This window comes from Rhabdothermincola salaria (assembly GCF_021246445.1).
Taxonomy (GTDB): domain Bacteria; phylum Actinomycetota; class Acidimicrobiia; order Acidimicrobiales; family Acidimicrobilacustridaceae; genus Rhabdothermincola_A; species Rhabdothermincola_A salaria.
Genome location: NZ_JAJQXW010000004.1, coordinates 212,067 through 236,804, shown reverse-complemented (window position 1 = coordinate 236,804; position 24,738 = coordinate 212,067). Strand labels below are relative to the sequence as shown.

Sequence of the window (24,738 nt, the reverse complement as noted above, 5' to 3'; positions counted from 1 at the left end):
CGAAGGACGTGCTGGGCGTCCCGTTCCTTCCATCTGGCAGGGTCACCCTCGTCGGGAACCGCATCCGAGCCCTCCTCGGTCGGGTCCACGCATCCATGGCACCGCCTCCGGCGAGGATCCTCGAGGGCGTCTTCGGGATGCTCGACCACCGAGTTCTGGTGGCCATCTGTCAGGCCGGGGTCCCCGAAGCGCTCACCGGCCCCAGACGCATCCTCGATCTCGCGGCCGAGCTCGACGCCGATCCGGCCATGCTCGAGCGGCTCCTTCGCTTCGCGGCCACACGCGGGTGGGTCGGCATGGATCGACGAGGTCGAGTTCGACCCAACGCCGTCACCGCCTTCCTCCGACACGATCATCCCGGCGGTTGGAGGGCCTGGGTCGACTTCTCCGGCGGCGAGGAGGTCGTCACCGCCGTTGCCGGGCTCACCGCCGACTCCAGCAGAGCCGACGGCTTCGCGCAGGCCAACGGGGCCCCCTTCTTCGAGTGGATGGCCGACCATCCCGACCGGTGGGCGACGTTCGATCGGGCGATGGCTGCCGGTGGTCGCATGCACGGTCTCGTGCTGGCCGCCGCCCTCGACTGGGACGGCACCGAGAGCATCTGCGATGTGGGCGGCGGCACCGGCGCCCTGGCTGCGACCCTGCTCGAGATGCTGCCCGGTCGGCGGGCGACCGTTCTCGATCTCCCCGGCGTCGTCGAGCGTGCCGTCGACCATCCACGGTTGACCGCCGTCGGTGGTGATGCCTTCGAACAGGTGCCGCCGGGGTTCGACACCTACCTCCTGGTCAACGTCGTTCACGATTGGGACGACCGCGACGCGTCCCGGATCCTCCAGCGTGTTGCCGAGGCGGCGGAGGGGCGAGCGCGTGTGGTGGTCGTGGACAGCGAGCGCACGATCGTTCCTCGCCCGGACATGGCCGTGGCCGCCGACGTGTTGATGGCGGCGCTCACCGACGGGGGCAAGGAGCGCACGGCGTCGGAGCTCCGCACGCTCGGCCGCTCCGCCGGTCTGGAGCTCGACCACAGCACCCGGCTGGCGTCCGGCGACGTCGCCCACGTGTTCGGGGTTCGCGTCGGTCGCGTGGAGCGTTGATGCCCGCCTTTCCGTCCTGACCCCCGGACGGCACCTCCTCCTCGGTCGTGCGAGGCTGCCGTCATGCAGGTGCACCTGGTCGACGGGACCTACGAGCTGTTCCGGTACCACTTCGCCGTGCCGTCGCACGTGACGGCCGACGGACGGGAGGTGGCGGCCACCCGCGGCGTGGTGGGCTCGATGCTCCAACTGCTCGCGGAGGGCGCCACCCACGTCGGCATCGCCACCGACCACGTGGTCGAGTCGTTCCGCAACGAGCTGTGGGAGGGCTACAAGACCAGCGAGGGCATGCCCCCCGAGCTGCTGGCGCAGTTCCCCCTGCTCGAGGACGCGCTCGCGGCCGCCGGCTTCACCGTCTTCGCCATGATCGAGTTCGAGGCCGACGACGCCCTCGGGGCGGCAGCGGCGATCGCGGCCACCGACCCGGCCGTCGACCAGGTGCGCATCTGCACCCCCGACAAGGACCTCGGCCAGTGCGTGGTCGGCGACCGAATCGTGCAGCTCGATCGACGCAAGGGCGTGGTCCTCGACGCCGCCGGCGTGGAGGAGAAGTTCGGCGTGCCGCCGGCGTCGATCCCCGACTACCTCGCGCTGGTCGGCGACAGCGCCGACGGGTTCCCCGGGCTCCCGGGATGGGGAGCCAAGTCGGCGGCCTCCGTGCTGGCCCGCTACGGGCACCTCGAGGAGATCCCGGCGGCGGCCACCGACTGGGACGTGTCGGTGCGAGGGGCGGCCAAGCTGGCCAGCACCCTCCAACAGGACCTCGACCTGGCCCTGCTGTTCCGCCGCATCGCCACCATCGAGACCGATGCCCCCACCATCGAATCGGTGGCCGAGCTGGCCTGGACCGGCCCCACCCCGGGCTTCGCCGAGGTGGCGGCGGCGCTCGACGCCCCCGACCTGGCCGCGCGGGCCGAGCGGCTGGCGGCCGCCCGGACCTGAGCCCCGACGCGCCACAGCCCGGCCGACGCCGGGCTGTGCATCCTGAGGTGGGTCGGAGCGGGCGAGGCCGGGCCGTCGACCAGGCCCGAGACCGCGATCAGGCCTTGGTGTCCCTGGCGTCCTTGGTGGGCTCGTCGTCGGACTCGGCGCTGATCTGCTCGCCGTCCTTGAGGCCCTTCTCGAACTCGCCCTTGGCCGAGCCGAGGGACCGGGCCAGCTTGGGCAGCTTGGTGCTGCCGAAGAGCAGGGCGATCACGAGGAGGGCGATGAGGATCTCGGGGGGACCGATGCTTGCGAACACGGGGCGTCCTTTCGTCCGGCACGCCGCGCGGGGTGTGGCGACGGGTGCCTCCCTCACAGGGTAAGGGGTCCGCGCCCGGAGTGTCACCCGCCCCCGGCATCCGCCCGTCGGTCAGAGGGCTCGAGACGGCCGGCCGACCTAGCCTGTGCGGCCATGGCGAGCCCGTTCACCATGGTGGAGGTGGCCGGCCGAGAGGTGAAGGTCACCAATCCCGACAAGGTGTTCTTCTCGGCTCGCGGCGAGACCAAGCTCGACCTGGTCCAGCACTACCTCCTCGTCGGCGAGGGGGCGCTGCGCGGCGTGCACCTCCGGCCCACGGTGCTGAAGCGCTTCCCGGACGGCGCCGAGGGCAAGGTGTTCTTCCAGAAGCGGGTGCCCAAGAGCCGCCCCGAGTGGCTGAGGACCACCACGGTGGCCTTCCCGAGCGGTCGCACGGCCGAGGAGCTCTGCCCCGCCGACCTGGCCCACGTCGTCTGGGCGGTGAACCTCGGTTGCCTCGACCTCAACCCCTGGGCCGTGCGGCGCTTCGACCTCGACCACCCCGACGAGCTGCGGGTCGACCTCGATCCCCAGCCGGGGGTCCCCTTCGCCGCCGTCCGAGAGGTCGCCGGGGTGGTGCGAGACGTCCTCCAGGAGCACCAGCTCGTCGGGTGGCCCAAGACCTCGGGATCGCGGGGCATCCACGTCAACGTGCGCATCGCCGCCATGTGGGGCTTCCTCGAGGTGCGGCGGGCCGCCTTGGCCCTGGCCCGCGAGGTCGAGCGGCGGGTGCCCCACCTGGCCACCTCGAAGTGGTGGAAGGAGGAGCGAGGCGACCGGGTGTTCCTCGACTACAACCAGAACGCTCGGGATCGCACGGTGGCGTCGGTGTACTCGGTGCGGGCCAACCCCGAGGCCAGGGTGTCGGCGCCGTTCCGGTGGGAGGAGCTCGATGCCGTCGAGCTGGCCGACTTCACGCTGGCCACCGTGCCGGCGCGCTGGGCCGACGTCGGCGACCTCGAGAAGCCCATGGACGACCAGGCGTTCTCGCTCCAGCCCCTGCTCGACCTGGCGGCCCGCGACGAGGCCGAAGGTCTCGGCGATGCGCCCTGGCCCCCGAACTTCCCGAAGGCCGCCGGCGAACCGGCCCGGGTGCAGCCCAGCCGGGCCCGGCACCCCGACGGGACCGGCTGATCCCCGCTCGACGGCAAGGGCCGGGCGGTACGGTCGAGCCGTGGACCTGCCGGTGATGCCGCCCGTCAAGCCGATGCTGGCCAAGGCCGCCGACCGGTTGCCCGAGGGCGACGGGTGGCACTTCGAACCGAAGTGGGACGGCTTCCGCTGCATCGTCTTCCGCGACGGCGACGAGCTCGAGCTGGGCAGCCGCAACGAACGTCCGCTCACCCGGTACTTCCCGGAGCTCGTCGCGGCGCTGTCCGCCGCGCTCCCCGACCGCGGCGTCGTCGACGGCGAGATCGTGATCGCCACCCCGGACGGCCTCGACTTCGACGCCCTCCAGCAGCGCATCCACCCGGCCGCCTCGCGCGTCGACCGGCTGGCCGCCGAGACGCCCGCCAGCTTCGTGGCCTTCGACCTCCTCGCCCTCGACGACGCCGACCTCATGGGCCGTCCGCTGGCCGAGCGCCGAGCCCTGCTCGAGGCCGCGCTCGCGGGCGTGCGCCCGCCGGTGCACCTCACGCCGGCCACGACCGACCGAGCCATCGCCGAGGACTGGTTCGTGCGCTTCGAGGGGGCCGGGCTCGACGGCGTGATGGCCAAGGCGCTCGACGGCGTCTACACGCCCGACAAGCGCAGCCAGCTCAAGGTCAAGCACCAGCGCACCGCCGACGTGGTGGTGGCCGGCTACCGGCGCCACAAGAGCGGCGACGGCATCGGGTCGTTGCTGTTGGGCCTCCACGACGACGGCGGGCGACTCCACCACGTCGGGGTGGCCACGTCGTTCACGGCGCGTCGTCGAGGGGAGCTCGTCGACGAAGTCGCCCCCTACGAGCGCGACGCCCTGGCCGACCATCCGTGGCGAGGGTGGGGAGGGGCCGCCGGCGGGGCCGAGCCCACCCGGATGCCGGGCGCCCCCAGCCGGTGGAACGCCAAGAAGGACCTCTCCTGGCACCCGTTGCGGCCCGAGCTGGTGGCCGAGGTGGCCTACGAGCACCTCCAGGGCGACCGCTTCCGCCACGCCACCCGGCTGGTGCGCTTCCGGCCCGACCGGGATCCGGCCTCGTGCACGTACGGCCAGCTCGACCATGTGGCCCCCTACGAACTGCACCAGATCTTCGATCTCTGAGCCGCCCGGGAACGCCGCCGGACACCCCCGACGAGCCCGCCGTTTCGGAGGGGGCCCGGGCGGTCGGTACTATCCCGTCCCATGTCGGAACGATCGATGCAGGAACGGCTCGATGAGCTCGCCGAGCGCAAGGACCAGGCCATCCACGCCGGTTCCGAGCGATCGGTGGAGCGCCAGCACTCGAAGGGCAAGCTGCTCGCCCGGGAGCGGATCGAGTACCTGCTCGACGAGGGCTCCTTCCACGAGCTCGACATGCTGGCCCGTCACCGGGCCCACGAGAGCGGCATCGAGGAGCGCCCCTACACCGACGGTGTGATCACCGGGTGGGGCACCATCGACGGGCGCAAGGTGTTCATCTTCTCCCAGGACTTCACGGTCTTCGGTGGGGCTCTCGGCGAGGTCTTCGCCGAGAAGATCCACAAGGTCATGGACCTGGCCCTCTCCGTCGGGGCGCCGCTCATCGGCCTCAACGACGGCGCGGGTGCCCGCATCCAGGAAGGCGTGGTCTCCCTCGCCAGCTACGGCGGGATCTTCCACCGCAACGTGCTGGCCTCGGGCGTCACCCCGCAGATCTCGGTGATCCTCGGTCCGTGCGCGGGCGGGGCGGTCTACAGCCCGGCCATGACCGACTTCATCTTCATGGTCGACGAGACCTCCCACATGTTCATCACCGGTCCCGACGTGGTGAAGACGGTGACGGGCGAGGAGGTCACGCTCGAGGAGCTGGGCGGGGCCAAGAGCCATGCCACCAAGTCGGGCGTGGCCACCTTCGTGTCGCCCGACGAGAAGTCCTGCCTCGACGACGTGCGGTACCTCTTCGGGTTCCTGCCCTCGAACAACCTCGAGATGCCGCCGATCGACGTGCCCGCCGACCCGCCGGACCGGCTGTGCACGGAGCTGAACGACATCATGCCGAGCAGCCCCAACGTGCCCTACGACATGCACACGATCATCGAGGCGGTCGTCGACGACGGTGACTTCTTCGAGTACTTCCCCCGGTGGGCCGGCAGCATCGTCTGCGGCTTCGCCCGGGTGAACGGCCAGCCCGTCGGCGTCGTCGGCAACCAGCCCATGGTCCTCGCCGGCGTGCTCGACATCGAGTCGGCCGAGAAGGCCGCTCGCTTCGTGCGCACCTGCGACGCCTTCAACATCCCGCTGCTCACGTTCGTCGACGTCCCCGGCTTCCTCCCCGGCGTCGACCAGGAGTACGGCGGCATCATCCGCCACGGCGCCAAGCTGCTGTACGCCTTCTGCGAGGCCACCGTGCCCCGCATCCAGGTGATCACCCGCAAGGCCTACGGCGGCGCCTACGTCGTCATGAACTCCAAGTCCATCGGGGCCGATCTCGCCTTCGCCTGGCCGTCGGCCGAGCTGGCCGTGATGGGGCCCCAGGGCGCCGTCGAGATCCTCTACCGGCGGGAGCTGCAGAGCTCGGCCGATCCCGTCGCCCGCCGCGCCGAGCTGGTCGACGAGTACACCGAGCGCTACGCCAACCCCTACGTGGCCGCCGAGCGAGGGTTCGTCGACGACGTCATCGATCCCGCCGAGACCCGACGCAAGGTCATTGCCGGGTTCGAGATGCTCAAGTCCAAGCGCGAGGAGCTCCCGCACCGCAAGCACGGCAACGTGCCGTTGTGAGGACCTGTCGATGACCGACGCAGAGATCCCCGAGACGAGCACCCCTCAGGTGGCCGGCATCACGCCGGTCCCCACGGTGGAAGAGGCGGTGGCCGTCGCCGCCGCGCTCGAGGCGGGCTGGCCCCGCCTCGTCGTGGCCGACTCCGTTCCGAGCAACCAGCCGTCGCGCTGGCGCTTCTCGGGTCGCTGGTGGGCCAAGCCCGTCCCGGCCCGCCGCGCCCGCCCCTGACCGGCACCCGCCCCTGACCACAGCCCGGTCTGCCTGCCGCGGGGCTGGCCGGTAGCTTCGAGCAGGTGCGGCTGCAGCTCTGTGGTGGGGTGACGATCGCCGGCCCGACCGGCGCCGTGGTGGTGAGCCGTCCCCAGGTGCAGGTGGCGCTGGCCGTGCTGGCCCTCGAGCGGCACCGGCCGATCGCCCGCGACGAGTTGGCCCACCTGCTCTGGGGTGATGAGCTCTCGCCGCACTGGCAGGGGGCGTTGCGGGGGGTGCTGGCCAAGCTGCGGGCGGCGTTCGAGGCCAGCGGTGCGGGTCGAGAGGTGCTCGTCACCAACGGCGGGGTGATCACCCTCGACATCCCGACCCACGCCCGCATCGACGTCGACGCCGCCCGCCTCGACACCCAGCGGGCCGAGGTGGCCCTGCGAGACGGCATGGCCTCGCGTGCGGTGGACCTGGCGGCCGGCGCGGCCGAGGCGCTCGTCGGCGGGTTCCTCCCCGGTGTCGACCTGGTGTGGGCCGACGAGCGTCGTCGGGAGATCGAGGAGATGTGCCGCCGAGCCTCCCGGCTCCACGCTCGGGCCCAGGTCGAGGCCGGTTCCCCCCTCGAGGCCCTGACCCCCCTGCGCCAGCTCCTCGCCACCGACCCCTACGACGAGGACGCGTTCATCCTGCTGCTCCGGGCGCTGGTCGGCAGCGGAGACCACTACGAGGCCCGCAAGGCCCACGACGCCCACGTCGAGGCCCTGCGCCGGGAGTTGGGGGTGGGCCCGTCCCCCCGCCTCGTCGCCGTTCGCGAGCAGCTCCTCGACGGCTCGGACGTGAGCCGGCGGTCCGATGAGCGGTCCTCCGAGACGAGGCGGGCCGTGGGCGGCGCGAACGATCGCCAGGTCGGGCCCTTCGTGGGGCGCGACGCCCTCCTCGAGAACCTTCTGGCCACCTTCCACCGTGACGATCGGCGAGCCCAGGTCCTGGTCATCGAGGGCGAGCCGGGTGTCGGCAAGACCCGACTGGTCGCCGAGATCAGCGGACGCCTTCGCGACGACGGCGTCAGGGTGCTGTGGGGCGCCTGCGACCCCTTTCCGGAACTGCCCTACGAGCCGGTCGCCGCGGCGCTGCGCCACGCCCTGTCCGACGACGAGGGGGTGACCGCCGAGATCGCCCGGTCGGGCGACGACCTGGCGCTGCTGGGCCTCGGGACCGTCCGCCTCGGTCACCGCGACAAGGATGCGGCCCCGGGCATCACCCGCTCGCGCCTGTTCGGTGCCGTCACGGCGGTCGTCGACCGCCTGGCCGACCGCCCGCTGGTGTGGGTCGTCGACGACCTGCAGTGGGCCGGCGCCGAGTCGTTGGCGATGCTCGCCCACGTGCTGGTCCAGCTCGGCGATCGGGACGTGACGCTCGTGGCCACCTGCCGGGAGCGCCATCCGGCCCTGGCCGCCGCCCTCGCCGATCTGGCGTGGAAGGTGCCGAGCGCCGTCGTGGAGCTCGACGGGCTCGACCGCGACGCGGTGGCCCGCTGGCTGGCCGACGCCGGCGTGGTCCGACCCGACGAGGTCGCCACCGTCGTCCACGAGCGCACGGGTGGCAACCCGCTGTTCCTCGCCGAGCTGGTGAAGACGGCCGCCAGCGCCGAGGGCCACCTCGACCCGGCGGCGCTGCCTCCCGGTCTCACCGAGCTCGTGGGCCAGCGCGTGGCCACCCTGGCCCCCGAGGCCGAGCTGGTGGTGTCGGTGGCGGCGTTGGCGGGCTCGTCGGTCGATCTGACCGTGCTCTCGGAAGCCACCGGGCTCGACGATCGCGCCCTGTACGAGGCCGTCGACGCCACGGTGCGGGCCCGCCTGCTGGTGGAGGTCGGCGACGGGGTCCGGTTCGGCCACGCCCTGGTGCGCGACGCAGTCGACGCCGGGCTGGGACCCGCCCGCCGGGCCTGGTTCCACCTCCGCCTGGCCGAGGCCCTCCTGCCGTGGGCCGGTCGCCCGGGCGTCCCCATCGAGCTGGCCCGGCACTACGCCGGATCGGGGGAGGGCCACGGTGACGCCGCCCGCACCTGGGCGCTCGCCGCGGCCGAGGACGCCCTCGACCGCAGCGGTTGGGAGATGGCCGAGCACCTGGCGGGCGGCGTGCTCTCGGCGCGCGTCTCCGCGCCGGCCGACCGGGTGGGGGCGCTGGTGGTGCGCGGTCGCGCCCGGCGCGGCCTCGGCGATCTGACCGGCGCCGACGACGCCCTGGGCGAGGCCGTGGAGCTCGCTCGCCTCTACGCCCTGCCGCGCCGCTTGGCCGAGGCCGTCCATGCCATCGTGGGCGGGGGCGGCGTGGGTGCACCCGACCCGGCGCGCTACCGCCACGTGGCGCTGGTCGAGGAAGCCCTGGTTGGCCTGAGCGCCGGCGACGACGACCTGCGCATCCCGCTCCTCGGCTCGTTGGCGCTGGCGCTGCTGCTGACCGATCGCGACGACGAGCGCGAGCGGGCGGCCGAGGAGGCCCTGGACCGTGCTCGTCGCCACGGCGACCCGGCGGTGATGGCGCGCGCCCTGCTCGACCAGCGCTACCGGGTGGCCCAGGACCGCACCGCCGAACGGTTCCGCGAAGGCGAAGAGGCGTTGGCCTTGTCGGAGCGCTGCCACCTGCCCGAGGTCACCGCGGCCGCGCTCGTCTACCGCCACGAGGACGCGCTGGTGCTCGGCGACCGAGCCGCCGCCCGCGAGGCCATGCTCCGGGCCACCCGGCACCTCGAACGCTTCCCCGACCCCTATTGGTCGTGGGCGCTGTCCACCTGGAAGGTGCTCGATCTGGTGCTCGAAGGCGACCTGGAGGCGGCCGAAGCCGCCAGCGTGGAGTCGCTGCAGCGGGCGACGGACGAAGGTGACAGCTCGTGGGCGATGGCCTGCTTCGGGGTGCACCGGGTCCTGTTGTGCACGCTGCAGGGCCGCGCCGGCGAGGTCATCCCCCTCCTCGACCGGGCCGCCCTCGAGAACCCTCGGGTGCCCTGCTATCGGGCGGTGAAGGCCTTCGCCGCCCTCCAGGCGGGAGAGGCGACGACCGCGGCCGCCGAGCTCGGCCGCTTCGCCGCCGACGGCTTCGCGTCCGTGCCGCACGACTCGAACCGCCTGCTCACCCTGGCCATGTTGGCGGAGACCACGGTAGGCCTCGGCGAGCGGTCGCTGGCCGGGCCGCTGTCCGAGCTGCTCCTCCCGTACCGGGACCTGTACGTCGTGCTCAACTGCTATGGCGGCGGCGGGTCGGTGTGGGGGCCCGTGTCGGCCCAGCTGGCCGGGCTGGCGGCGTTGGTGGGCGACCACAACACCGCCGCCAACTGGCTCGGCGAGGCCGAAGCCATGTGCGGCGATGTCGGTGACCGGCTCTTCGCCGCCCGCCTGGCCCAGGGGGCGGCGGTTCGCCGCTGAGCCTCGGGTCCTGCCGGCGGCACCAGCTGCGACCGGCTCCGCGACACCGATCTCTGGACCCCCGGCGACCGCGGCCACAATGGGGACATGGAGCTCACCACCGTCGCCGACGACCATGCTGTCGTGCACGACGGCCTCGAGGTGCGGGTGTACGACGACCTGCTGCCCGACACGGTGTACGAGTACGACGGCTTCGTGTTCCGCACCCTGGCCCGCCCGGCGGGCGAGCGCCTGTCCACCTTCGCCACCGTGAACGACGTGCACTTCGGTGAGACCGAGTGCGGGGTGATGGAAGGCCTGGAGATGGGGCCCACGTTCCGGGTGGCCGACGGCGAGGAGCCCTATCCGGAGACGATGAACCGCGGGGCGATCCACGAGATCGAACAGCTCGCCCCCCACGCGGTGGTCGTCAAGGGGGATCTCACCTCGCAGGGGACCGAGGAGGAGTACCACCAGTTCCTCGAGTTCTACGAGGAGGCGTTCGGCGAGGCGCTCGTGCACGTCCGAGGCAACCACGAGAGCTACCACGGGACCGATCTGGCGGCCGTCCCCACCCAGCGGCTCGACCTCCCCGGCGTCACGGTCGCCCTCCTCGACACCTCCACCGAGGGTCGGGCCGGCGGACGGGTCACCGGCGACCAGCTGACCTGGTTGCACGACCTCGCCGTCGAGGCCGATCGACCGATCCTGTTGATGGGCCACCACCACGTCTGGAGTCCCGACTCCTCGACCCGGGCCGACGACTACTTCGGCATCGACCCCGACTCCTCGGAGCGCCTCATCGAGGTGGTCGCCGCCCATCGCAACATCCGCGGCTACTTCGCCGGTCACAGCCACCGCAACCGGGTGCGCCACATCAGCGTCAGCCGCGACATCCCCTGGGTCGAGGTGGCCTGCGTGAAGGACTTCCCCGGGGCGTGGGCCGAGTACCGGGTGTTCGAGGGTGGCATCCTCCAGGTCTTCCACCGCATCTCCACCCCCGAGGCGCTGCTGTGGACCGAGAAGACGCGCCACATGTTCGGTGGGATGTACTTCGGCTACGCCTTCGGCGAGCTCGGCGACCGCTGCTTCGCCATCCCCGCCGTCGCCCCCACATGACCTCGCTCCCGCCTGAGCGCCCGGTGCCCCCTCCCTCGTCCGCGGGTCGCTCCGCCCCGGCGCCCGGCCCGCTGCCCCTGGCCGATCTGCGGGTCATCGACCTGTCCACCGTCCTGGCCGGCCCCGGGTGCGCTCGCCACCTGGCCGACTTCGGGGCCGACGTCATCAAGATCGAGCGGCCGGGGTCGGGCGACACCGTCCGGGCCATGGGCTGGCGCGATCCGGTCGACGACGTGACCCTCTTCTGGAAGCTGGCGGGCCGGGGCAAGCGCAGCGTCGTCCTCGACCTCAAGACCGACGAGGGCATCGCCCGCCTGCGCCAACTGGTCGCCACCGCCGACGTGCTCGTCGAGAACCTCCGGCCCGGCAAGCTGGAGGCCCTGGGCCTGGTACCGGAGGAGCTGCTGGAGCAGCACCCGACGTTGGTGATCACCCGGGTGACCGGTTTCGGTCAGACGGGGCCCTACGCCGGGCGGCCGGGGTTCGCCACGTTGGCCGAGGCCATGAGCGGCTTCGCCTCGGTCAACGGCGAGCCCGACGGCGGACCCCTGTTGCCGCCCATCGCCCTCACCGACGAGGTCACGGCCCTCGCCGCTGCCTTTGCCACCATGGTCGCGGTCCACAGCGGTGTGGGCCAGGTGGTCGACGTCAACCTGCTGGAGACGATGCTGCAGCTCATGGGGGCCCTGCCGTCGGCCTACGCGGCCACCGGCTACGAGCAACCCCGACTCGGGTCGGGCATCCCCTACAGCGTCCCGCGGGGCACCTACCGATGTGCCGACGGGAGGTGGGTGGCGATCTCGGCCACCGCCGAACCCGTGGCCCGGCGCATGATGGCGCTCGTCGGGGCCGGCGACGACGAGCGCTTCTGGAGCTTCGAGGGGCGGGTCGAGCACCGCGACGAGGTCGAGGCCCTCGTCGCGGCCTGGGTGGCCGGTCGGTCCCTCGACGAGGTCCTGGCCGAGGCCGAGGCCGCCCATGCCGCGGCCGCCCCGGTGTACGGCCAGGCCGAGGTGGCCGCCGATCCGCACGTGCTGGCCCGCGACGTGCTCGTCGACGTGGGGGGCGTGCGCATGCAGAACGTGATCGCCCGGCTGTCCGCCACGCCGGGCCGCGTGCGCTTCCCGGCCCGGGACCTCGGGGCCGACACCGACGAGGTCCTGGCCGAGCTCGACGAGCAGGTCTGAGGCCGAGCTCCGGGCGGCTCCGGAGCGATGGCGCCGGGCCGTCGGGAGGGCCGTTCGCGCTCCGTTCGCGCCCGCTGGTCATGCTGCTCGGGTCGCCGCCTGCGGGCGGCGCACCCACATCCTTGGACCAACCTGAAGGACGTCTCGTGACCCAGAGCTCATCCACCGACCCGTCGCGTCCCGGCTGGACCGACATCCGGACCATCGGGCCGATCCTCGTGATCGTGTTCGGGCTCGTGCTGTTGTTCACGCCGTTGGCCTCGGTGGGCGCCTCCGGGTCGGTCGGCAACGCCGGCGCCGTCTTCGCCAAGTGCCCGCCGGACGCCAGCCCCGACGAGTGCGAGGACCAGGGCGGTGGCGACGACGCGTGCGCCCCGGGCTCCATCCGCGCCCCCGGAGACTGCCCGGAGGACGAGGTCGTCCCCGAAGAGGAGTGCCCCACCGACAGCGTGGGCGGTGTCGCGTTCGTCGCTCCCGACGAGTGCCCCGACGAGGTCGGTGACGAAGGGGCGGGGCCCGTCGAGGAGGACGTGGTGATCGTCGAGGACGACGTGGTGATCGTCGAGGAGGTCGTCGTCGACGGCGACGGGGTCGAGGTCGTCGGGGCGGAGGAGGTCCGCCCGGCCACGGCCTCGGCGGCGCCCGCCGAGACCCTGCCCTACACGGGCGTCGACGCCGCCACCTGGCTGAGCGGCGCGATCGGCCTCACGCTGGTCGTCGGCGGATCCTTCCTCCTCGTCGCGTCCCGCCGTCGTACCTGACCGTGGCGACGGTCGTCCCCCTCGAGGGGGACACCTCCTCGGCCGGCGGATCGAGCCCCGGTCCACAGGCCGCACCGGCAGACCCCGGAGCCGGGGCCGGCCGACGACGCCTCGTCAGCCCCCGGCTCGACGGGTGGCTGGTGGGCGGCGTCGGCATCGTGGCCTGGGTGGTGCTGGCCCGCCCCTTCGGCCTGGGCGGCGACGGCATCCCGACCATCACCGGCCCCTTCATGTGGCTGCTGCTCGCGATCACCGGCACCCACTTCGGGATCAGCTACCACCTGGCCTACGGGCAGGGACGGGCCGAGGTGCGCCGCAACTGGCCGGCCCTCGTCGGGGTGCCGGCGGCGCTGGGGGTGGTGTCGTTCGCGGTGGTGGTGGCAGCCGTGCTCGGTGCCGGCGGCCTGGCCGTGCTCGGCGTGCGCCTCCTGCTCGTCTCCGTCTTCACCCTCACCGGCTGGCACTACGTCAAGCAGGCCTACGGCGTGGCGCGGGTCGGGGCCTCGCTCGGGGGGCTGCCCCTGGATCGGGCGTCCACCCGGGTGCTGCGCTACGGGCTGTACCCGCTGTGGTTCCTCAATGCCTCCATCGTGTGGACCCGGGGCTACCGGCCGGCCAGCTACGGCTTCGCCGGCGGCTTCGAGGTGTTCCCCCCGATCACGGAACGAGCCCTCGAGGTCGTGGCCGTCGTCTCGCTGGTGGTGGTGGGGGGCGCCTTCGTGCGCCTCGCCGTCCACGCCCGGACGTTGCCGCCCGCCACCATGTGGACCCCCTACCTGGTCGCCTACCTCTTCTTCGTGTGGACCCCTGGCCATGTGAGCACCTTCCTGGTGCTCGGTGCCCTCCACGGTCTGCAGTACCTGGTGTGCGCGCATCGGGCCGAAGTGAGCTGGGGGGCCGAGCGCCGCGAGCCGCGTCCGGTCGTGTGGTGGGCCACGGTGTTCGGGACGGCGCTGGCCACGGGCATGTTGCTGTCGTACTGGTTGCCCATGTGGCTGGGTGGGGCCATGGCCTCCACGGCCGCCGGGCCGCTGGTGGCGGTGTTGTTGTTCGCCTACTTCAACCTGCACCACTACGCGGTGGACGCCGTGATGTGGCGCTCCGGGGGCGGCCACGTCCGACGCATCGTCAAGGGTCCGGCCTGAGGTCTTGGTGCCGGAGCGGCGGTCCCGTGGGGCCGCCGCGGCTCAGCTCTCGACGCTCGTCGCCACCTCGATGCGGTGCTGGCGCCACTCTCGGGCCGCATCGAGCGCGGTGTCGGCTCGGTCGAGGACCTCGTCGGTCGTGAGGCCGTGGGCCGGGTAGCAGGCGACTCCGGCCCAGAGCACGGCATCGGGCTCGACGCCGGCGATGGCATCGCGAACCCGCTCGGCGGTCCACATGGCGCCGGTGTCGGTGGTGTCGTCCAACAGCAGGGCGAAGACACCGTCGCGCAGACGGAACGCGTCGTCGGCTTCGCGGATCGTGGCGGTGACGGCGGCGGCCACCCGGCGGGGGTCGGCCGGGGCGGGTCGTCCGCCGCTGAGGCCGACGACGACGTCGAGCACCACGACGGCGACCGGACGGAGGTTGCGGCGGGCGCCGGCCAGCCGGGACTCGAGCGCGACCACGAACCAGCCCTCAGCCAGCAGCCCGGTGGTGGCGTCGGTGAGGTGGTCGTCCTCGGTGGCCCGTCGGACCGCCGTCAGCTGGGTGCGCCACTCGAGGCGGGCCTCGGCGTCTCGTCGCCCCTGATCGGCCACGTGGAGCTCACCGCGCAGGCCGTCGATCTGGGTCTCGGCCGCCACCGCCCTCCGTTCGCTGGCCCGGGCCTGGGTCAGTGCGCCCACGGCCAGGACCGCCGCCATCGCCCCAGCCAGGGCCGCCACCAGGCCCACCGCCGCGGGCGCGCCGAGAGCGGCGGACACGCCGGCCACCACGGCGAGCAGGCCGCTTCCGGCCGCGAGCGGTGTGCGTCGATCCATCTGCTGCCTGTCGGCTCCTGGCGGCGTCTCGTGAGCGCGGTCGGCGTGCCGGCGACGAGGGGCGCCCGGTGGCGGGCCGGTCGGGGCGGGCTTCTGCACCCCGAGAGGATCGCGCGTGGCGGACCGTCCCGCCCGCGATCGGCGCGCCGAGGATCCTGAGAAGGTTCTCATCGCCCCCACAGGCCGGCCACAGGGTTCCCGTCCATCCTCACCCCCACGGATCGCCCAGGGCGACGACACGAGGAGGATGCATGACCACGACCGGAGAGACCATGGTTCCCCGCACGAGGGGCCGCCGAGCGTTGGCCGCCGGGGCAGGGGCGACGTTGCTCGTCGCCGCCGGCGGGGCCGTGTGGCTCCACGGCGGTGCGTCGGCCGACCCGGTCCAGACGGACGTGGCCGCGACCTGTTCGCTCGGGGGCTCCGCCGTCGACATGGTGGTGCCCATGGGCGTCGACGATGCCGTGGACCCCATCGCCCCCGGCGGCGCCCAGACCCTGCGCATCGACCAGGGGTTCGGCGCCATGCCCGTCGAGGTGACCATCAACAGCCTCAAGGTCACCACCCCCATCCCCGAGGAGGTGGTGTCCACCGATGCGGTCGCTTTCGAGGGCGGGAACATGGCCGGCAGCCACGAGATCGTCGGAACCGACCTGGTCGTGACCTTCACCGGCCCGGTGAGCTCCAGCGCCGTGGAGATCCCCACCGTGGTGGTGGACCAGACGATCACCGACGCCCCGGCCGACGACCTCATCGAGTGGAAGGTGTGGTCCGAGGTGGTGGCCGACACCAACTTCGGCGTGGCCACCTGCACGCCGAACGACCCGGCGCTCAACCTCAACACGACCGCCATCGACGAAGGTGCCGGTGAGCAGCCCATGCCCACCACCGCCCCGCCCACGACGGCCCCCCTGACTGACGCGCCGGTCGATCCCCCCGCCGATCCGCCCGCTCAGCCGGGAGCGCCGGCCCCCGCCCAGGCCGAGGTCTGCGTGTCGGTCAGCGGTGCGCCGGTCCCCGCCCCCGGGTGCGTGAGCGTGCCCCCGGAGACCGACGGTGGCGGCGAGGGCGGCGAGGGCGACACCCCGGCTCCGCCGGCGCCGGGCGGGCTGCCCCTGCCGCTGCCGCCTCTGCCCGTGCCGGTGCCGCCCCTGCCCCTCCCCGACGTGGGCGGGCTGCCCCTGCCGCTGCCCGACGGTGGCGCACTGCCCCTCCCGGGTGGCGGGCTCCCCCTGCCCGGTGACGGCCTGCCGCTCCCTCTCCCCGCCCCCGGTGACGGTGGGCTCTCGGCCGACGTCGGCGTCGAGACCGACGTCACCGCCGACCTCGGGCTCTGACGGCGACCCCCTGGCGGGAGGCGACGAGGCCTCCCCTCCCGGGTGGTCCGAGCGCAGTGGCTGCCCCGTCGGGGGCAGCCACTGCCGCGTTCTTCACAGGCCGCGGCTGCCCGACCTGAGGCTCAGCGCCGGAACCGGTAGCCGGTCCCCCGGACCGTCTCGATGCAGGACGAGCCCAGCTTGCGGCGCAGGTAGCCCACGTACACCTCGACCACGTTCGAGCTCCCCTCGAAGTCGTAGCCCCAGACGCGGCTCAGGAGCTGCTCTCGGGTCAGCACGGCGCCGGCGTTGGTCATGAGCGCTTCGGCCAGGGTGAACTCGCGGGTCGAGAGGTCGACCTCGTCGCCGTCGACCGTGGCCTGGCGGGTGCGCAGGTCCAGGGTGACCCCGGCCGCGGACACCGTGGTGGGTTCGGCCCGGCCCGGCTCCCGCAGCCGGGCCCGGGCCCGGGCCAGCAGCTCGTCGAAGCGGAACGGCTTGGTGAGGTAGTCGTCGGCGCCGACGTCGAAGCCCCGCACGGTGTCGTCGATGCCGTCGCGTGAGGTCAGCAGGATCACCGGGAGGCGCTCGCCGCGTTCGCGCAGGCAGCGCAGCACCTCGAAGCCGTCTCGGCGGGGCAGGCCGACGTCGAGGACCACCAGGTCGAAGTCGCCGTCGCGGGCCAGATCGACGGCGCTGTCGCCGTCGTGCACCGCCATGGTGGTGAACCCGTGCTTGCGCAGCCCCTTCTCGACGAACGCGGTGATGCGTTCCTCGTCGTCGACGACGAGCACACGGTTCACGCGGGCGCCTCCGGAAGGGTGAGCTCGATGCGGGTCCCCACGCCGACATCGCTGTGCACGGCGACCCTACCGCCGTGGGCGCGCACGATGGCCTCCACGATCGGCAGGCCCAGCCCGGTGCCCCCGGGCCGGGTGGGGACGGTGTGCTGGGTGCGGTCGAAGAGGTGGGGCACGTCGGCGGGATCGATGCCGGGCCCGTCGTCGGCCACCCAGAAGGTGACCGTCGCGTCCCCGTCGCGACGGGCCCCGATCTCGATGGTGGCGTCTGCGTCGGTGACCCGCACGGCGTTGTCGGCGAGGTTGAGCACGGCCTGGGTGAGGCGCTGGGCGTCGACCCGCACCGTGGCCTCGCTGTCGGCGGACACCACCCAGGTGCGTTCGCCCAGCGCCCCGGCCTTGGCGGCCACGGCGGTGACGAAGGCGTCGACGTCCACCGGTGCGGTGCTGAGGAAGTCGGGTCGCTGGGATCGGGCGAGGAGGCGCAGGTCGGTGACGAGACGGTCCATCCGGTCGAGCTCGTCGAGCACCAGGGCCACCTCCTGCTGGCGCACCGCAGGGTCGTCGTCGAGGAGCTCGACGTGCCCCCGCACGATGGTGATGGGCGCCCGCAGCTCGTGGCCGGCGTCGTCGAGGAACTGCCGTTGGCTGTCGAAGGCCCCCCTGAGGCGGTCGAGCATGGCGTTGAAGGACCGCGCCAGGTGTCCCGTCTCGTCATCGGTGACCACCTCGATCCGGGCGTCGAGGTCGCCGCCGCCGCTGACGGACTCGGCGGTGCGGGCCAGGCGCCGCAGGGGCACCAGCGCCCGCCCCGCCGCCACCCAGGCGAGGAGCGCGGCGCCGGCGAGCAACAGCAACGTGACCAGGCTGACCGTCACCACGGTCGACTCGAGCGCCTGGCTCTGGGCATCGGTGAACTGGGCGACCACCAGCGTGCCGAGCACGTCGGACCCGGCGACGACCGGGACGGCCAACCAGCGCGTCGCTCCGGCCGCCGTGGTCGTGGTTCCTTCGGTCGTGGTGGAGAGGTCGGCCCAGCGTTCGACCTCCGGCAGCCGGTCGAGCTCGACGGGTGCCCCGGCGGAGACGGCGTAGGGCTCACCTCGCCGCAGGGCCAGGTAGGCCTGGTCGGTGCGCGCCGGTCGGGTCCTCAGGTAGTCGTCGAACACCTCGGTGAGCGCGCCCGAGCCGGGCTCCAGGGTGTCGGCCACGCTGGTCCGGAACGGCTCGGCGGCGGCCAGGAGCTCGTCGGTGGCCTGCTCGTCGATGCGGGCCTCGCCGACCTGGCGCAACACGACGAGCGACACCCCTTCGGCCAGCACCAGCATGACCAGGAAGGCGGCGACGACCCGTCCCCGGACACCGATGCGGGCCCAGCCTCGGGGCCGGTTCACCGGGGGCGGAGCAGGTCGTCCAGGCCGCCGAGCTCGGGATCGATCCCGGGCAGGAGGGGGACGGTGAGGTCGGGCCCCGGCAAGGGGACCACGAGCGGCTCGTCGGGGTCGAGCAGCGGTGGCAGCAGCGTGGAGGTGGGTGAGGTGATCGGGTCGAGTGGAGCGGTCGGGTCCTCGAGGAGGGACCCGGGGGCCGGGATCGCGACCGGGTCGGGCGCGACCGAGGACGTGGGGGCCCGGGTCGCCGAGCCACCCGTCGGTGGCGGCGGTGGGGCCGGGGCCGCGGTGATCGCCGGAGCAGACGTCGTCGGGGCGGTCGCGGTGGAGGCCGTCGGGTCGGCCCGGTCGGGGGCGAGGACCCGGGGACCGAGCGGCTCGACCCGTTCGGGGCCCCCGGAACCGGGTTCACCCGGATCGACGCCGGCCGCCACCTCGACGGGGCCGGGCATCGGAGTGCTGGTGGTCTCCAGTGCGGTGACGACCAGCGCCACCGCCACCAGGACGAGCCCCAGGGCGAGCACCACCCGGGCGGCGGTCGGACCACGCCGGCGGGCGGGAGCGGCGGAGGTGTCCGTGGCTGGTTCGTCGATCACTCGTGGTCTCCCCCCGGAGCACGCCCCTGCCGGGCCCGTACCTTCCCCGCCGGTCGCGTCCTCATGCTCGTCGGCGCCCTGCCCACCATCGTGCCTCGTGGCGGGCACCCCATGTCGACCGTCGTCGCACCCCGGCGGGCCGGTCAGCGGGCCTCGAGGGCGAGATCGGCGATGTCGCCCATGATGCGGGCGAGCTCGAAGTCCTTGGGTGTGTACACCCGGGCGACGCCGGCGGCGAGCAGGCGGGGCCGGTCGTCCTCGGGGATGATGCCGCCGACGACGACGGGTGCGTCGACCCCGGCGGCCCGGAGGCGGTCGACCACGTCGGGCACCAGGTCCAGGTGGCTGCCCGAGAGGATCGACAGGCCGACCACCTCGACGTCCTCGTCGCGGGCGACGGCCGCGATCTGCTCGGGGGTGAGCCGGATGCCCTGGTAGATGACCTCCATGCCCGCGTCGCGGGCGGCCACCGCGATCTGCTCGGCGCCGTTGGAGTGCCCGTCGAGGCCGGGCTTGGCGACCAGGAGGCGAGGAGGTCCGCCGGGATCGGCCTTCACCCGGTCGGCGACGGCCTGCAGGCCGGTGGAGAGCGCGCCCGTCCCGGCGGCCGCGGCGACACCCGTGGGGGCCCGGTACTCGCCGAAGACCTCGCGCAGAGCGCCGGCCCACTCGCCCGTGGTGCCCCCGGCGGCCGCCACGGCGATGGTGGCGTCCATGATGTTCTCGTCGGTGCCGGCGACCCGGCGCAGCTCGTCGAGGGCCCCGGCGACCGCGTCGGCGTCACGGTCGGCTCGCCAGGCCTGCACCTCGGCGATGGTGCGGGCCTCGAGGGCGGGGTCGACCTTGAGGATGTTCTCCTCGCCGCCGAGGGGGGACTCGGCCGTCTCGGTGAAGCGGTTCACGCCGACCACCACCAGCTCGCCGGACTCGATGCGGCGGACCCGCTCGGTGTTCGACGCCACCAGACGGCCCTTGAGCTCGTCGATGGCCGCGAAGGCGCCGCCCATGCCCAGGACCTCGTCGAGCTCGGTGGTGGCGGCCTCGACCAGCTCGGCCGTGCGGGCCTCGACGACGTGGGACCCGGCGAAGAGGTCGTCGTACTCCAGCAGGTCGGTCTCGAAGGCCAGGACCTGTTGCATGCGCAACGACCACTGCTGGTCCCACGGTCGGGGGAGTCCGAGCGCCTCGTTCCAGGCCGGGAGCTGCACCGAGCGGGCCCGAGCGTCCTTGGAGAGCGTGACGGCGAGCATCTCGAGCACGATGCGCTGCACGTTGTTCTCGGGCTGGGCCTCGGTGAGGCCGAGGGAGTTGACCTGCACGCCGTAGCGGAAGCGGCGGGCCTTGGGGTCGGTCACGCCGTAGCGCTCGAGGGTGATGCGGTCCCAGAGCTCGGTGAAGGCCCGCATCTTGCACACCTCCTCGACGAAGCGGATGCCGGCGTTCACGAAGAAGGAGATGGAGGCGACGACCTGGGGGAACTGCTCCGGCTCGACCTGGCCGGAGTCCCGTACGGCGTCGAGCACGTCGATCGCCGTGGCCAGGGAGTAGGCGATCTCCTGCACCGGCGTGGCGCCCGCTTCCTGCAGGTGGTAGCTGCAGACGTTCATCGGGTTCCACTTGGGGACGTGGTGGGCGCAGTAGGCGACCATGTCGACGATGAGCCGCTTGGAGGGCTCCGGCGGGAAGATGTAGGTGCCCCGGGAGAGGTACTCCTTGACGATGTCGTTCTGGGTGGTGCCCCGCAGCGAATCGGTGGCCACGCCCTGCTCGGTGGCGTTGGCCACGTAGAGGGCGAGCAGCCAGGCCGCCGGGGCGTTGATCGTCATCGAGGTGTTCATCTCGCCGGGCGGGATGCCGTCGAGCAGCTCTCGCATGTGCCCGAGGTGGGCGACCGGCACGCCGACCTTGCCGACCTCGCCCCGGGCCTTGGGGTCGTCGGGGTCGTAGCCGGTCTGGGTGGGCAGGTCGAAGGCGATGGACAGGCCGGTCTGGCCCTTGGCCAGGTTGGTGCGGTACAGCTCGTTGGACGCCTTGGCGGTGGAGTGCCCGGAGTAGGTGCGCATGACCCAGGGGCGGTCGCGCTCGTGGTGGGCCGGGGTGGGCGACTCGGCGGCGTCCATCTCCCAATCGTTCCCCAAGATCGGCCCCGCTGTCACAACGATGACCGTCCGGTAACTCGCATGGGGGACCCTGTGGTCCCGTCGACCTCGCCCGGCGACGTCGACACAGGAGCCGACAGGGCCGGGCGTCCACGTCGAAGGCCGCGGGACATCTCGGGGAAGGCCCGCTCAGGCGAAGGGCGCGGTGGTGGTGTCGAGTGCCTGTCGGAGGCGGGCGAGGTAGTCGACGCGGGGGATCTCGACGGCGCCGAGGCTGGTGAGGTGGTCGGTGAGCCACTGCACGTCGAGGAGCACGACGCCGATGGATCGGAGGTGCTCGACGAGGGCGACGAGGGCCACCTTGGACGCGTCGGGGGCACGGTGGAACATCGACTCCCCGGCGAAGAGGCCGTCGACGTGCACGCCGTAGAGGCCGCCGACGAGGGTGCCGGTGGCCGGGTCCCACGTCTCCACCGAGTGGGCCCAGCCCAGCTCGTGCAGGCGTGCGTAGGCCCGGCGGATCTCGTCGGAGATCCATCCTCCGTCGCGGGCCGGGTCGGCGCAGGCCTCGACGACGTCGTCGAAGGCGGTGTCGACGCGGACCTCGTAGCGCCGCTGCGAACGTCGCAGCGACCGGGTGACCCGGAGGCCGTCGAGGGGCAGCACGCCCCGTGGGTCCGGCGACCACCAGGCCATGGCCCGGTGTCCGGACAGCGGCATGGGGAACAACCCGTGGCGGTAGGCGGCCACGAGGGTGCCCGGCTCGAGGTCGGCACCGACGGCCACCAGGTCGTCGCCCCCGGGCACGTCGGCCAGATCGGGGAACTCCCACGGGGTGCGGGGCGGCTCGACGGGCACGCCCCTCGTTCTACCCGCCCGGCCGGGGTGGTCGAGCCGGGCGGGCGAGGCTCGCTCCCGAGTCGGGTGGGCTCGGCGCGGGGATCGGGTCAGCGCGTGGCGTAGTCGTAGAAGCCCCGACCGGACTTCCGGCCGAGGTGGCCGGCGGTGACCATGCGCCGCAGCAGGGGCATGGCCGCGTAGTTGGGGTCGCGGAACTCGTCGTAGAGGGCGTCGAGGATGGCCAGCGACGTGTCCAACCCGACCAGGTCGAGCAGGGCGAGGGGCCCCATCGGGAAGTTGCAGCCGCCCTTCATGGCGGTGTCGATGTCGTCACGGCTGGCCGTGCCGCTCTCGAGCATGCGCACCGCGTTGTTGAGGTACGGGAACAGCAGGGCGTTCACGATGAAGCCGGCCCGGTCCTTCACCTCCACGGCGTCCTTGCCGCACGCCTCGGCGAAGGCCCGGGCCTGGGCGATGGTGTCGTCGCTGGCGGTGAGGGGACGGACGATCTCGACCAGGCTCATGGCCGGTGCCGGGTTGAAGAAGTGGACTCCGCACACCCGGTCGGGGCGTTCGGTGGTCATCGCCATCTCGACCACCGGGAGGGTCGAGGTGTTGGTGGCGAGGATGGTGCCGGGGGCGCAGATGCCGTCGAGCTCGGCGAAGAGGGCCTTCTTCACGTCGAGGTCCTCGACCACCGACTCGATCACCAGGTCGCAGTCGGCCAGCGCGGCCAGCGAATCGGTGGCGGTGACCCGGGCCAAGGCGGCCGCGGCATCGTCGGCCTGGCGGCGCCCCTTCTCCACCTGCCGGTTCAGGGACTTCTCGAGGGCGGCCACCATGGCGTCGGCGGAGGCCCGCTGGCGACTCCGCAGGACGACCTCGATGCCCGAGGTGGCGGCCACCTCGGCGATGCCCGAGCCCATGATCCCGGATCCGATGATGCCGATGCGTGCGATCGCCATGACGAGTTCCCTTCCCCGCGCAGGTTCCGTCGCCTGCGTGCTCCCGCATGTTACCGGTCGGTAGGTTCGAGGGTCCAGGGCCATCGGGCCCGGCGAGGTGACGGCCGGCGGGCGGGAGCCGCCCGACGGGCCAGACTGTCGGTACGAGCGAGTCGGAAAGGGCCGTGATGTCGATCGGTGTGAGCGAGAGCGGCGGGGTTCGACCGGGAACCCCGAACCGAGGGTGGGAGGGGTCGCGATGACCGGCCTGCTGGCCCTCGTCGGTGGCGGCGAGTTCACCGCCGGTTGCGAGTTCGACACCGAGCTGCTCGAGGCCTCGGGCGGCGCCGAGGTCGCCCTGCTCCCCACCGGCCTCGCCTACGAGGGGCCCCAGCGGGCGGTGGAGGCGGCCACCAGCTGGTTCGGCGACCTCGGGGCCGAAGTGCGCGAGGTGCCCGTCTACAGCCGGGCCGACGCTCTCGTCGCCGAGCACGTCGAGGTCATCCGTCGAGCCCGCTTCGTGTACATGGTGGGCACCTCTCCCATGCACCTGCGCTCGGTGCTCAAGGACACGCCGCTGTTCACCGCGCTGGTCGACGCCTGGCACGACGGCGCCGTGCTGGCCGGCAGCGGGGCCGGGGCCGACGTGCTCTGCGATCCCATGGTCGACACCCGGGGCGGGGCCTTCACCGTGGGCCTCGGCGTCGTGCCCGGCGTGGCCGTCATCCCCCGCGCCGACACCTGGTCACCGGACAAGGTCCGCCGCACCGTCGAGCTGGCCCCCCCGTCGTTGCACCTGGTGAGCCTCCCGGAGCGCTCCGGGATCGTGCGCGACCCCGACGGCACGTGGCGCAGCATCGGCGACGGGCTCGTCACCGTGCACCACGGCGGCCACCAGGCCACCCTCGCCGACCTCCCCGCCGACACCCTCTGACGGGGCGCCCGGGCGTCGCCGCCGGGCCGGGGCGCACCTCCGTCAGGACTCGGTGATCTCGATGCCCTCGATCACCACGGGCGGGTCCGGGGTGCCGCCCAGGCCGCTGGTGGGGTCGTCGACCGCCGAAGCCAGGATCTGCTGGACGACGGCCAGGCCCGCCTCGTCGGTGGTGCCGAAGACGACGTACGTGCCCTGGCTGTCGAGCGCCGAGGAGGCGGGGCCGGCGGTGAAGAAGAACTGGGCGCCGGCGGAGTCCTCCGCCGCGGTGCGGGCCATGACCAGCTGACCGGGCTCGTAGGTGTAGGGCCCCCCCTCGTCGGCGATCGTGTAGCCCGGGCCGGGGTCGCTGGCGCTGTTGGTGGTGGGCGCCCCACCCTGGATGATCTCGATGCTCCGGTCGGCCCGGAAGATGGCCGTGTCGTCGTAGTAGTGGTAGCGGGCCAGCACCACGAAGTTGTTGACCGTCTCGGGGTTCGAGGCGGCATCGAGCTCCACGCTGATCGGCCCGGCGCTGGTGTCGAAGCGAGCGGTGTAGCTGCTGGCCGGGTCGATGCACATCGGCGGGGCGGCGCTGAACGACGTGGTGCGCTCCGACGAGCCGTCGGCCTCGGGGCACGGGGTCTCGCCTTCGATCGTGGCACCGGGTCCCGGCGGCGTCGGCAGCTCGACGGGCGTGCCGGCCTGCGGGTCGACGGTGGTCGTCGGGGCGGCGGTGTCGGAGCCGTCGTCGCGGTTCGACAGCACCACGGCGCCGCCGATCACCACGAGGACGAACAGGGCGAGCACCCCGGCCTGGACGTAGCGCCGCCGACGCGCCGCCGCCGCCTCGGCCCGGGCGATGGCCGACTGGCGAGCCTGGTGGCCGGCCTTTTGACGTTCACGCTTGGAGGTTCCCATCGGGCCGGGACGCTACCGCGGCGCA

At 73.1% G+C, this 24,738-nt stretch carries 22 protein-coding genes; 13 read left to right on the top strand and 9 right to left on the bottom strand.

Annotation, left to right across the window (positions count from 1 at the left end):
• Nucleotides 1-95: 95 nt before the first annotated feature.
• A complete protein-coding gene (locus LUW87_RS16355) occupies nt 96-1,094 on the top strand; it encodes a methyltransferase (RefSeq protein WP_232672275.1) in 999 nt (332 codons plus the stop codon).
• Nucleotides 1,095-1,157: 63 nt separating this feature from the next.
• On the top strand, nt 1,158-2,036 hold the full coding sequence (locus LUW87_RS16350) for a 5'-3' exonuclease (RefSeq protein ID WP_232672274.1): 879 nt from the start codon (nt 1,158-1,160) through the stop codon (nt 2,034-2,036).
• A 97-nt stretch (nt 2,037-2,133) separates the two neighbouring features.
• Here LUW87_RS16350 and tatA read toward each other — a convergent pair whose 3' ends face one another.
• Nucleotides 2,134-2,337: a twin-arginine translocase TatA/TatE family subunit gene (gene tatA, locus LUW87_RS16345; RefSeq protein ID WP_232672273.1), complete on the bottom strand. Its 204-nt coding sequence runs from the start codon at nt 2,335-2,337 to the stop codon at nt 2,134-2,136.
• A 153-nt stretch (nt 2,338-2,490) separates the two neighbouring features.
• On the opposite strand from tatA, the gene LUW87_RS16340 reads away from it, so the two are divergent.
• From LUW87_RS16340 to LUW87_RS16300, 9 genes are all read left to right on the top strand, one after another.
• Complete coding sequence (locus tag LUW87_RS16340; protein WP_232672272.1) at nt 2,491-3,510, top strand: DNA polymerase domain-containing protein; 1,020 nt, start codon at nt 2,491-2,493, stop codon at nt 3,508-3,510.
• Nucleotides 3,511-3,550: 40 nt separating this feature from the next.
• Complete coding sequence (locus LUW87_RS16335) at nt 3,551-4,621, top strand: ATP-dependent DNA ligase (RefSeq protein WP_232672271.1); 1,071 nt, start codon at nt 3,551-3,553, stop codon at nt 4,619-4,621.
• An 81-nt stretch (nt 4,622-4,702) separates the two neighbouring features.
• Nucleotides 4,703-6,259: an acyl-CoA carboxylase subunit beta gene (locus tag LUW87_RS16330; RefSeq protein WP_232672270.1), complete on the top strand. Its 1,557-nt coding sequence runs from the start codon at nt 4,703-4,705 to the stop codon at nt 6,257-6,259.
• A 10-nt stretch (nt 6,260-6,269) separates the two neighbouring features.
• Nucleotides 6,270-6,488 (top strand): hypothetical protein, encoded by a 219-nt coding sequence (locus tag LUW87_RS16325; protein WP_232672269.1) that lies wholly within the window; start codon nt 6,270-6,272, stop codon nt 6,486-6,488.
• A gap of 65 nt (nt 6,489-6,553) precedes the next feature.
• The gene (locus LUW87_RS16320; RefSeq protein WP_232672268.1) at nt 6,554-9,883 is read left to right on the top strand and encodes an ATP-binding protein; all 3,330 of its coding nucleotides are present in this window, start codon (nt 6,554-6,556) and stop codon (nt 9,881-9,883) included.
• An 87-nt stretch (nt 9,884-9,970) separates the two neighbouring features.
• Entirely contained in the window at nt 9,971-10,981 is a 1,011-nt protein-coding gene (locus LUW87_RS16315) for a metallophosphoesterase family protein (RefSeq protein ID WP_232672267.1), read from the top strand.
• 23 nt (nt 10,982-11,004) lie between these two features.
• Nucleotides 11,005-12,168, top strand: coding sequence for a CaiB/BaiF CoA transferase family protein (locus tag LUW87_RS16310; protein WP_232672266.1), 1,164 nt, complete (start codon nt 11,005-11,007; stop codon nt 12,166-12,168).
• Between the two features lie 146 nt (nt 12,169-12,314).
• A complete protein-coding gene (locus LUW87_RS16305) occupies nt 12,315-12,929 on the top strand; it encodes an LPXTG cell wall anchor domain-containing protein (protein WP_232672265.1) in 615 nt (204 codons plus the stop codon).
• Between the two features lie 140 nt (nt 12,930-13,069).
• Complete coding sequence (locus LUW87_RS16300; RefSeq protein WP_232672264.1) at nt 13,070-14,074, top strand: hypothetical protein; 1,005 nt, start codon at nt 13,070-13,072, stop codon at nt 14,072-14,074.
• Between the two features lie 42 nt (nt 14,075-14,116).
• Here the strand turns inward: LUW87_RS16300 and LUW87_RS16295 are convergent, their stop codons facing one another.
• Entirely contained in the window at nt 14,117-14,893 is a 777-nt protein-coding gene (locus tag LUW87_RS16295) for a GGDEF domain-containing protein (protein WP_232672263.1), read from the bottom strand.
• A 251-nt stretch (nt 14,894-15,144) separates the two neighbouring features.
• Here LUW87_RS16295 and LUW87_RS16290 point away from each other — a divergent pair, with 251 nt between their 5' ends.
• Nucleotides 15,145-16,230 carry a hypothetical protein gene (locus tag LUW87_RS16290; protein WP_232672262.1) on the top strand — a complete coding sequence of 362 codons (1,086 nt, stop codon included), beginning with the start codon at nt 15,145-15,147 and terminating at the stop codon, nt 16,228-16,230.
• Nucleotides 16,231-16,352: 122 nt separating this feature from the next.
• On the opposite strand, the gene LUW87_RS19395 is transcribed toward LUW87_RS16290, so the two are convergent.
• The 6 genes from LUW87_RS19395 to LUW87_RS16260 form a co-directional block, all read right to left on the bottom strand.
• A complete protein-coding gene (locus LUW87_RS19395) occupies nt 16,353-17,012 on the bottom strand; it encodes a response regulator transcription factor (protein WP_232672261.1) in 660 nt (219 codons plus the stop codon).
• Complete coding sequence (locus tag LUW87_RS16280) at nt 17,009-18,403, bottom strand: sensor histidine kinase (protein ID WP_232672260.1); 1,395 nt, start codon at nt 18,401-18,403, stop codon at nt 17,009-17,011. The genes LUW87_RS19395 and LUW87_RS16280 overlap by 4 nt, the downstream gene beginning before the upstream one ends.
• Nucleotides 18,400-18,996 (bottom strand): hypothetical protein, encoded by a 597-nt coding sequence (locus LUW87_RS16275; RefSeq protein WP_232672259.1) that lies wholly within the window; start codon nt 18,994-18,996, stop codon nt 18,400-18,402. The genes LUW87_RS16280 and LUW87_RS16275 overlap by 4 nt, the downstream gene beginning before the upstream one ends.
• A 143-nt stretch (nt 18,997-19,139) precedes the next feature.
• Nucleotides 19,140-21,116: a protein meaA gene (locus LUW87_RS16270; RefSeq protein WP_232672258.1), complete on the bottom strand. Its 1,977-nt coding sequence runs from the start codon at nt 21,114-21,116 to the stop codon at nt 19,140-19,142.
• A gap of 168 nt (nt 21,117-21,284) precedes the next feature.
• Complete coding sequence (gene aat, locus LUW87_RS16265) at nt 21,285-21,953, bottom strand: leucyl/phenylalanyl-tRNA--protein transferase (protein WP_232672257.1); 669 nt, start codon at nt 21,951-21,953, stop codon at nt 21,285-21,287.
• A gap of 89 nt (nt 21,954-22,042) precedes the next feature.
• A complete protein-coding gene (locus LUW87_RS16260; protein WP_232672256.1) occupies nt 22,043-22,900 on the bottom strand; it encodes a 3-hydroxyacyl-CoA dehydrogenase family protein in 858 nt (285 codons plus the stop codon).
• Between the two features lie 238 nt (nt 22,901-23,138).
• Here LUW87_RS16260 and LUW87_RS16255 point away from each other — a divergent pair, with 238 nt between their 5' ends.
• Nucleotides 23,139-23,813, top strand: a complete 675-nt coding sequence (locus tag LUW87_RS16255) for a Type 1 glutamine amidotransferase-like domain-containing protein (RefSeq protein ID WP_232672255.1) — start codon at nt 23,139-23,141, stop codon at nt 23,811-23,813.
• A 42-nt stretch (nt 23,814-23,855) separates the two neighbouring features.
• On the opposite strand, the gene LUW87_RS16250 is transcribed toward LUW87_RS16255, so the two are convergent.
• The gene (locus tag LUW87_RS16250) at nt 23,856-24,713 is read right to left on the bottom strand and encodes a peptidylprolyl isomerase (protein ID WP_232672254.1); all 858 of its coding nucleotides are present in this window, start codon (nt 24,711-24,713) and stop codon (nt 23,856-23,858) included.
• Nucleotides 24,714-24,738: the final 25 nt, after the last annotated feature.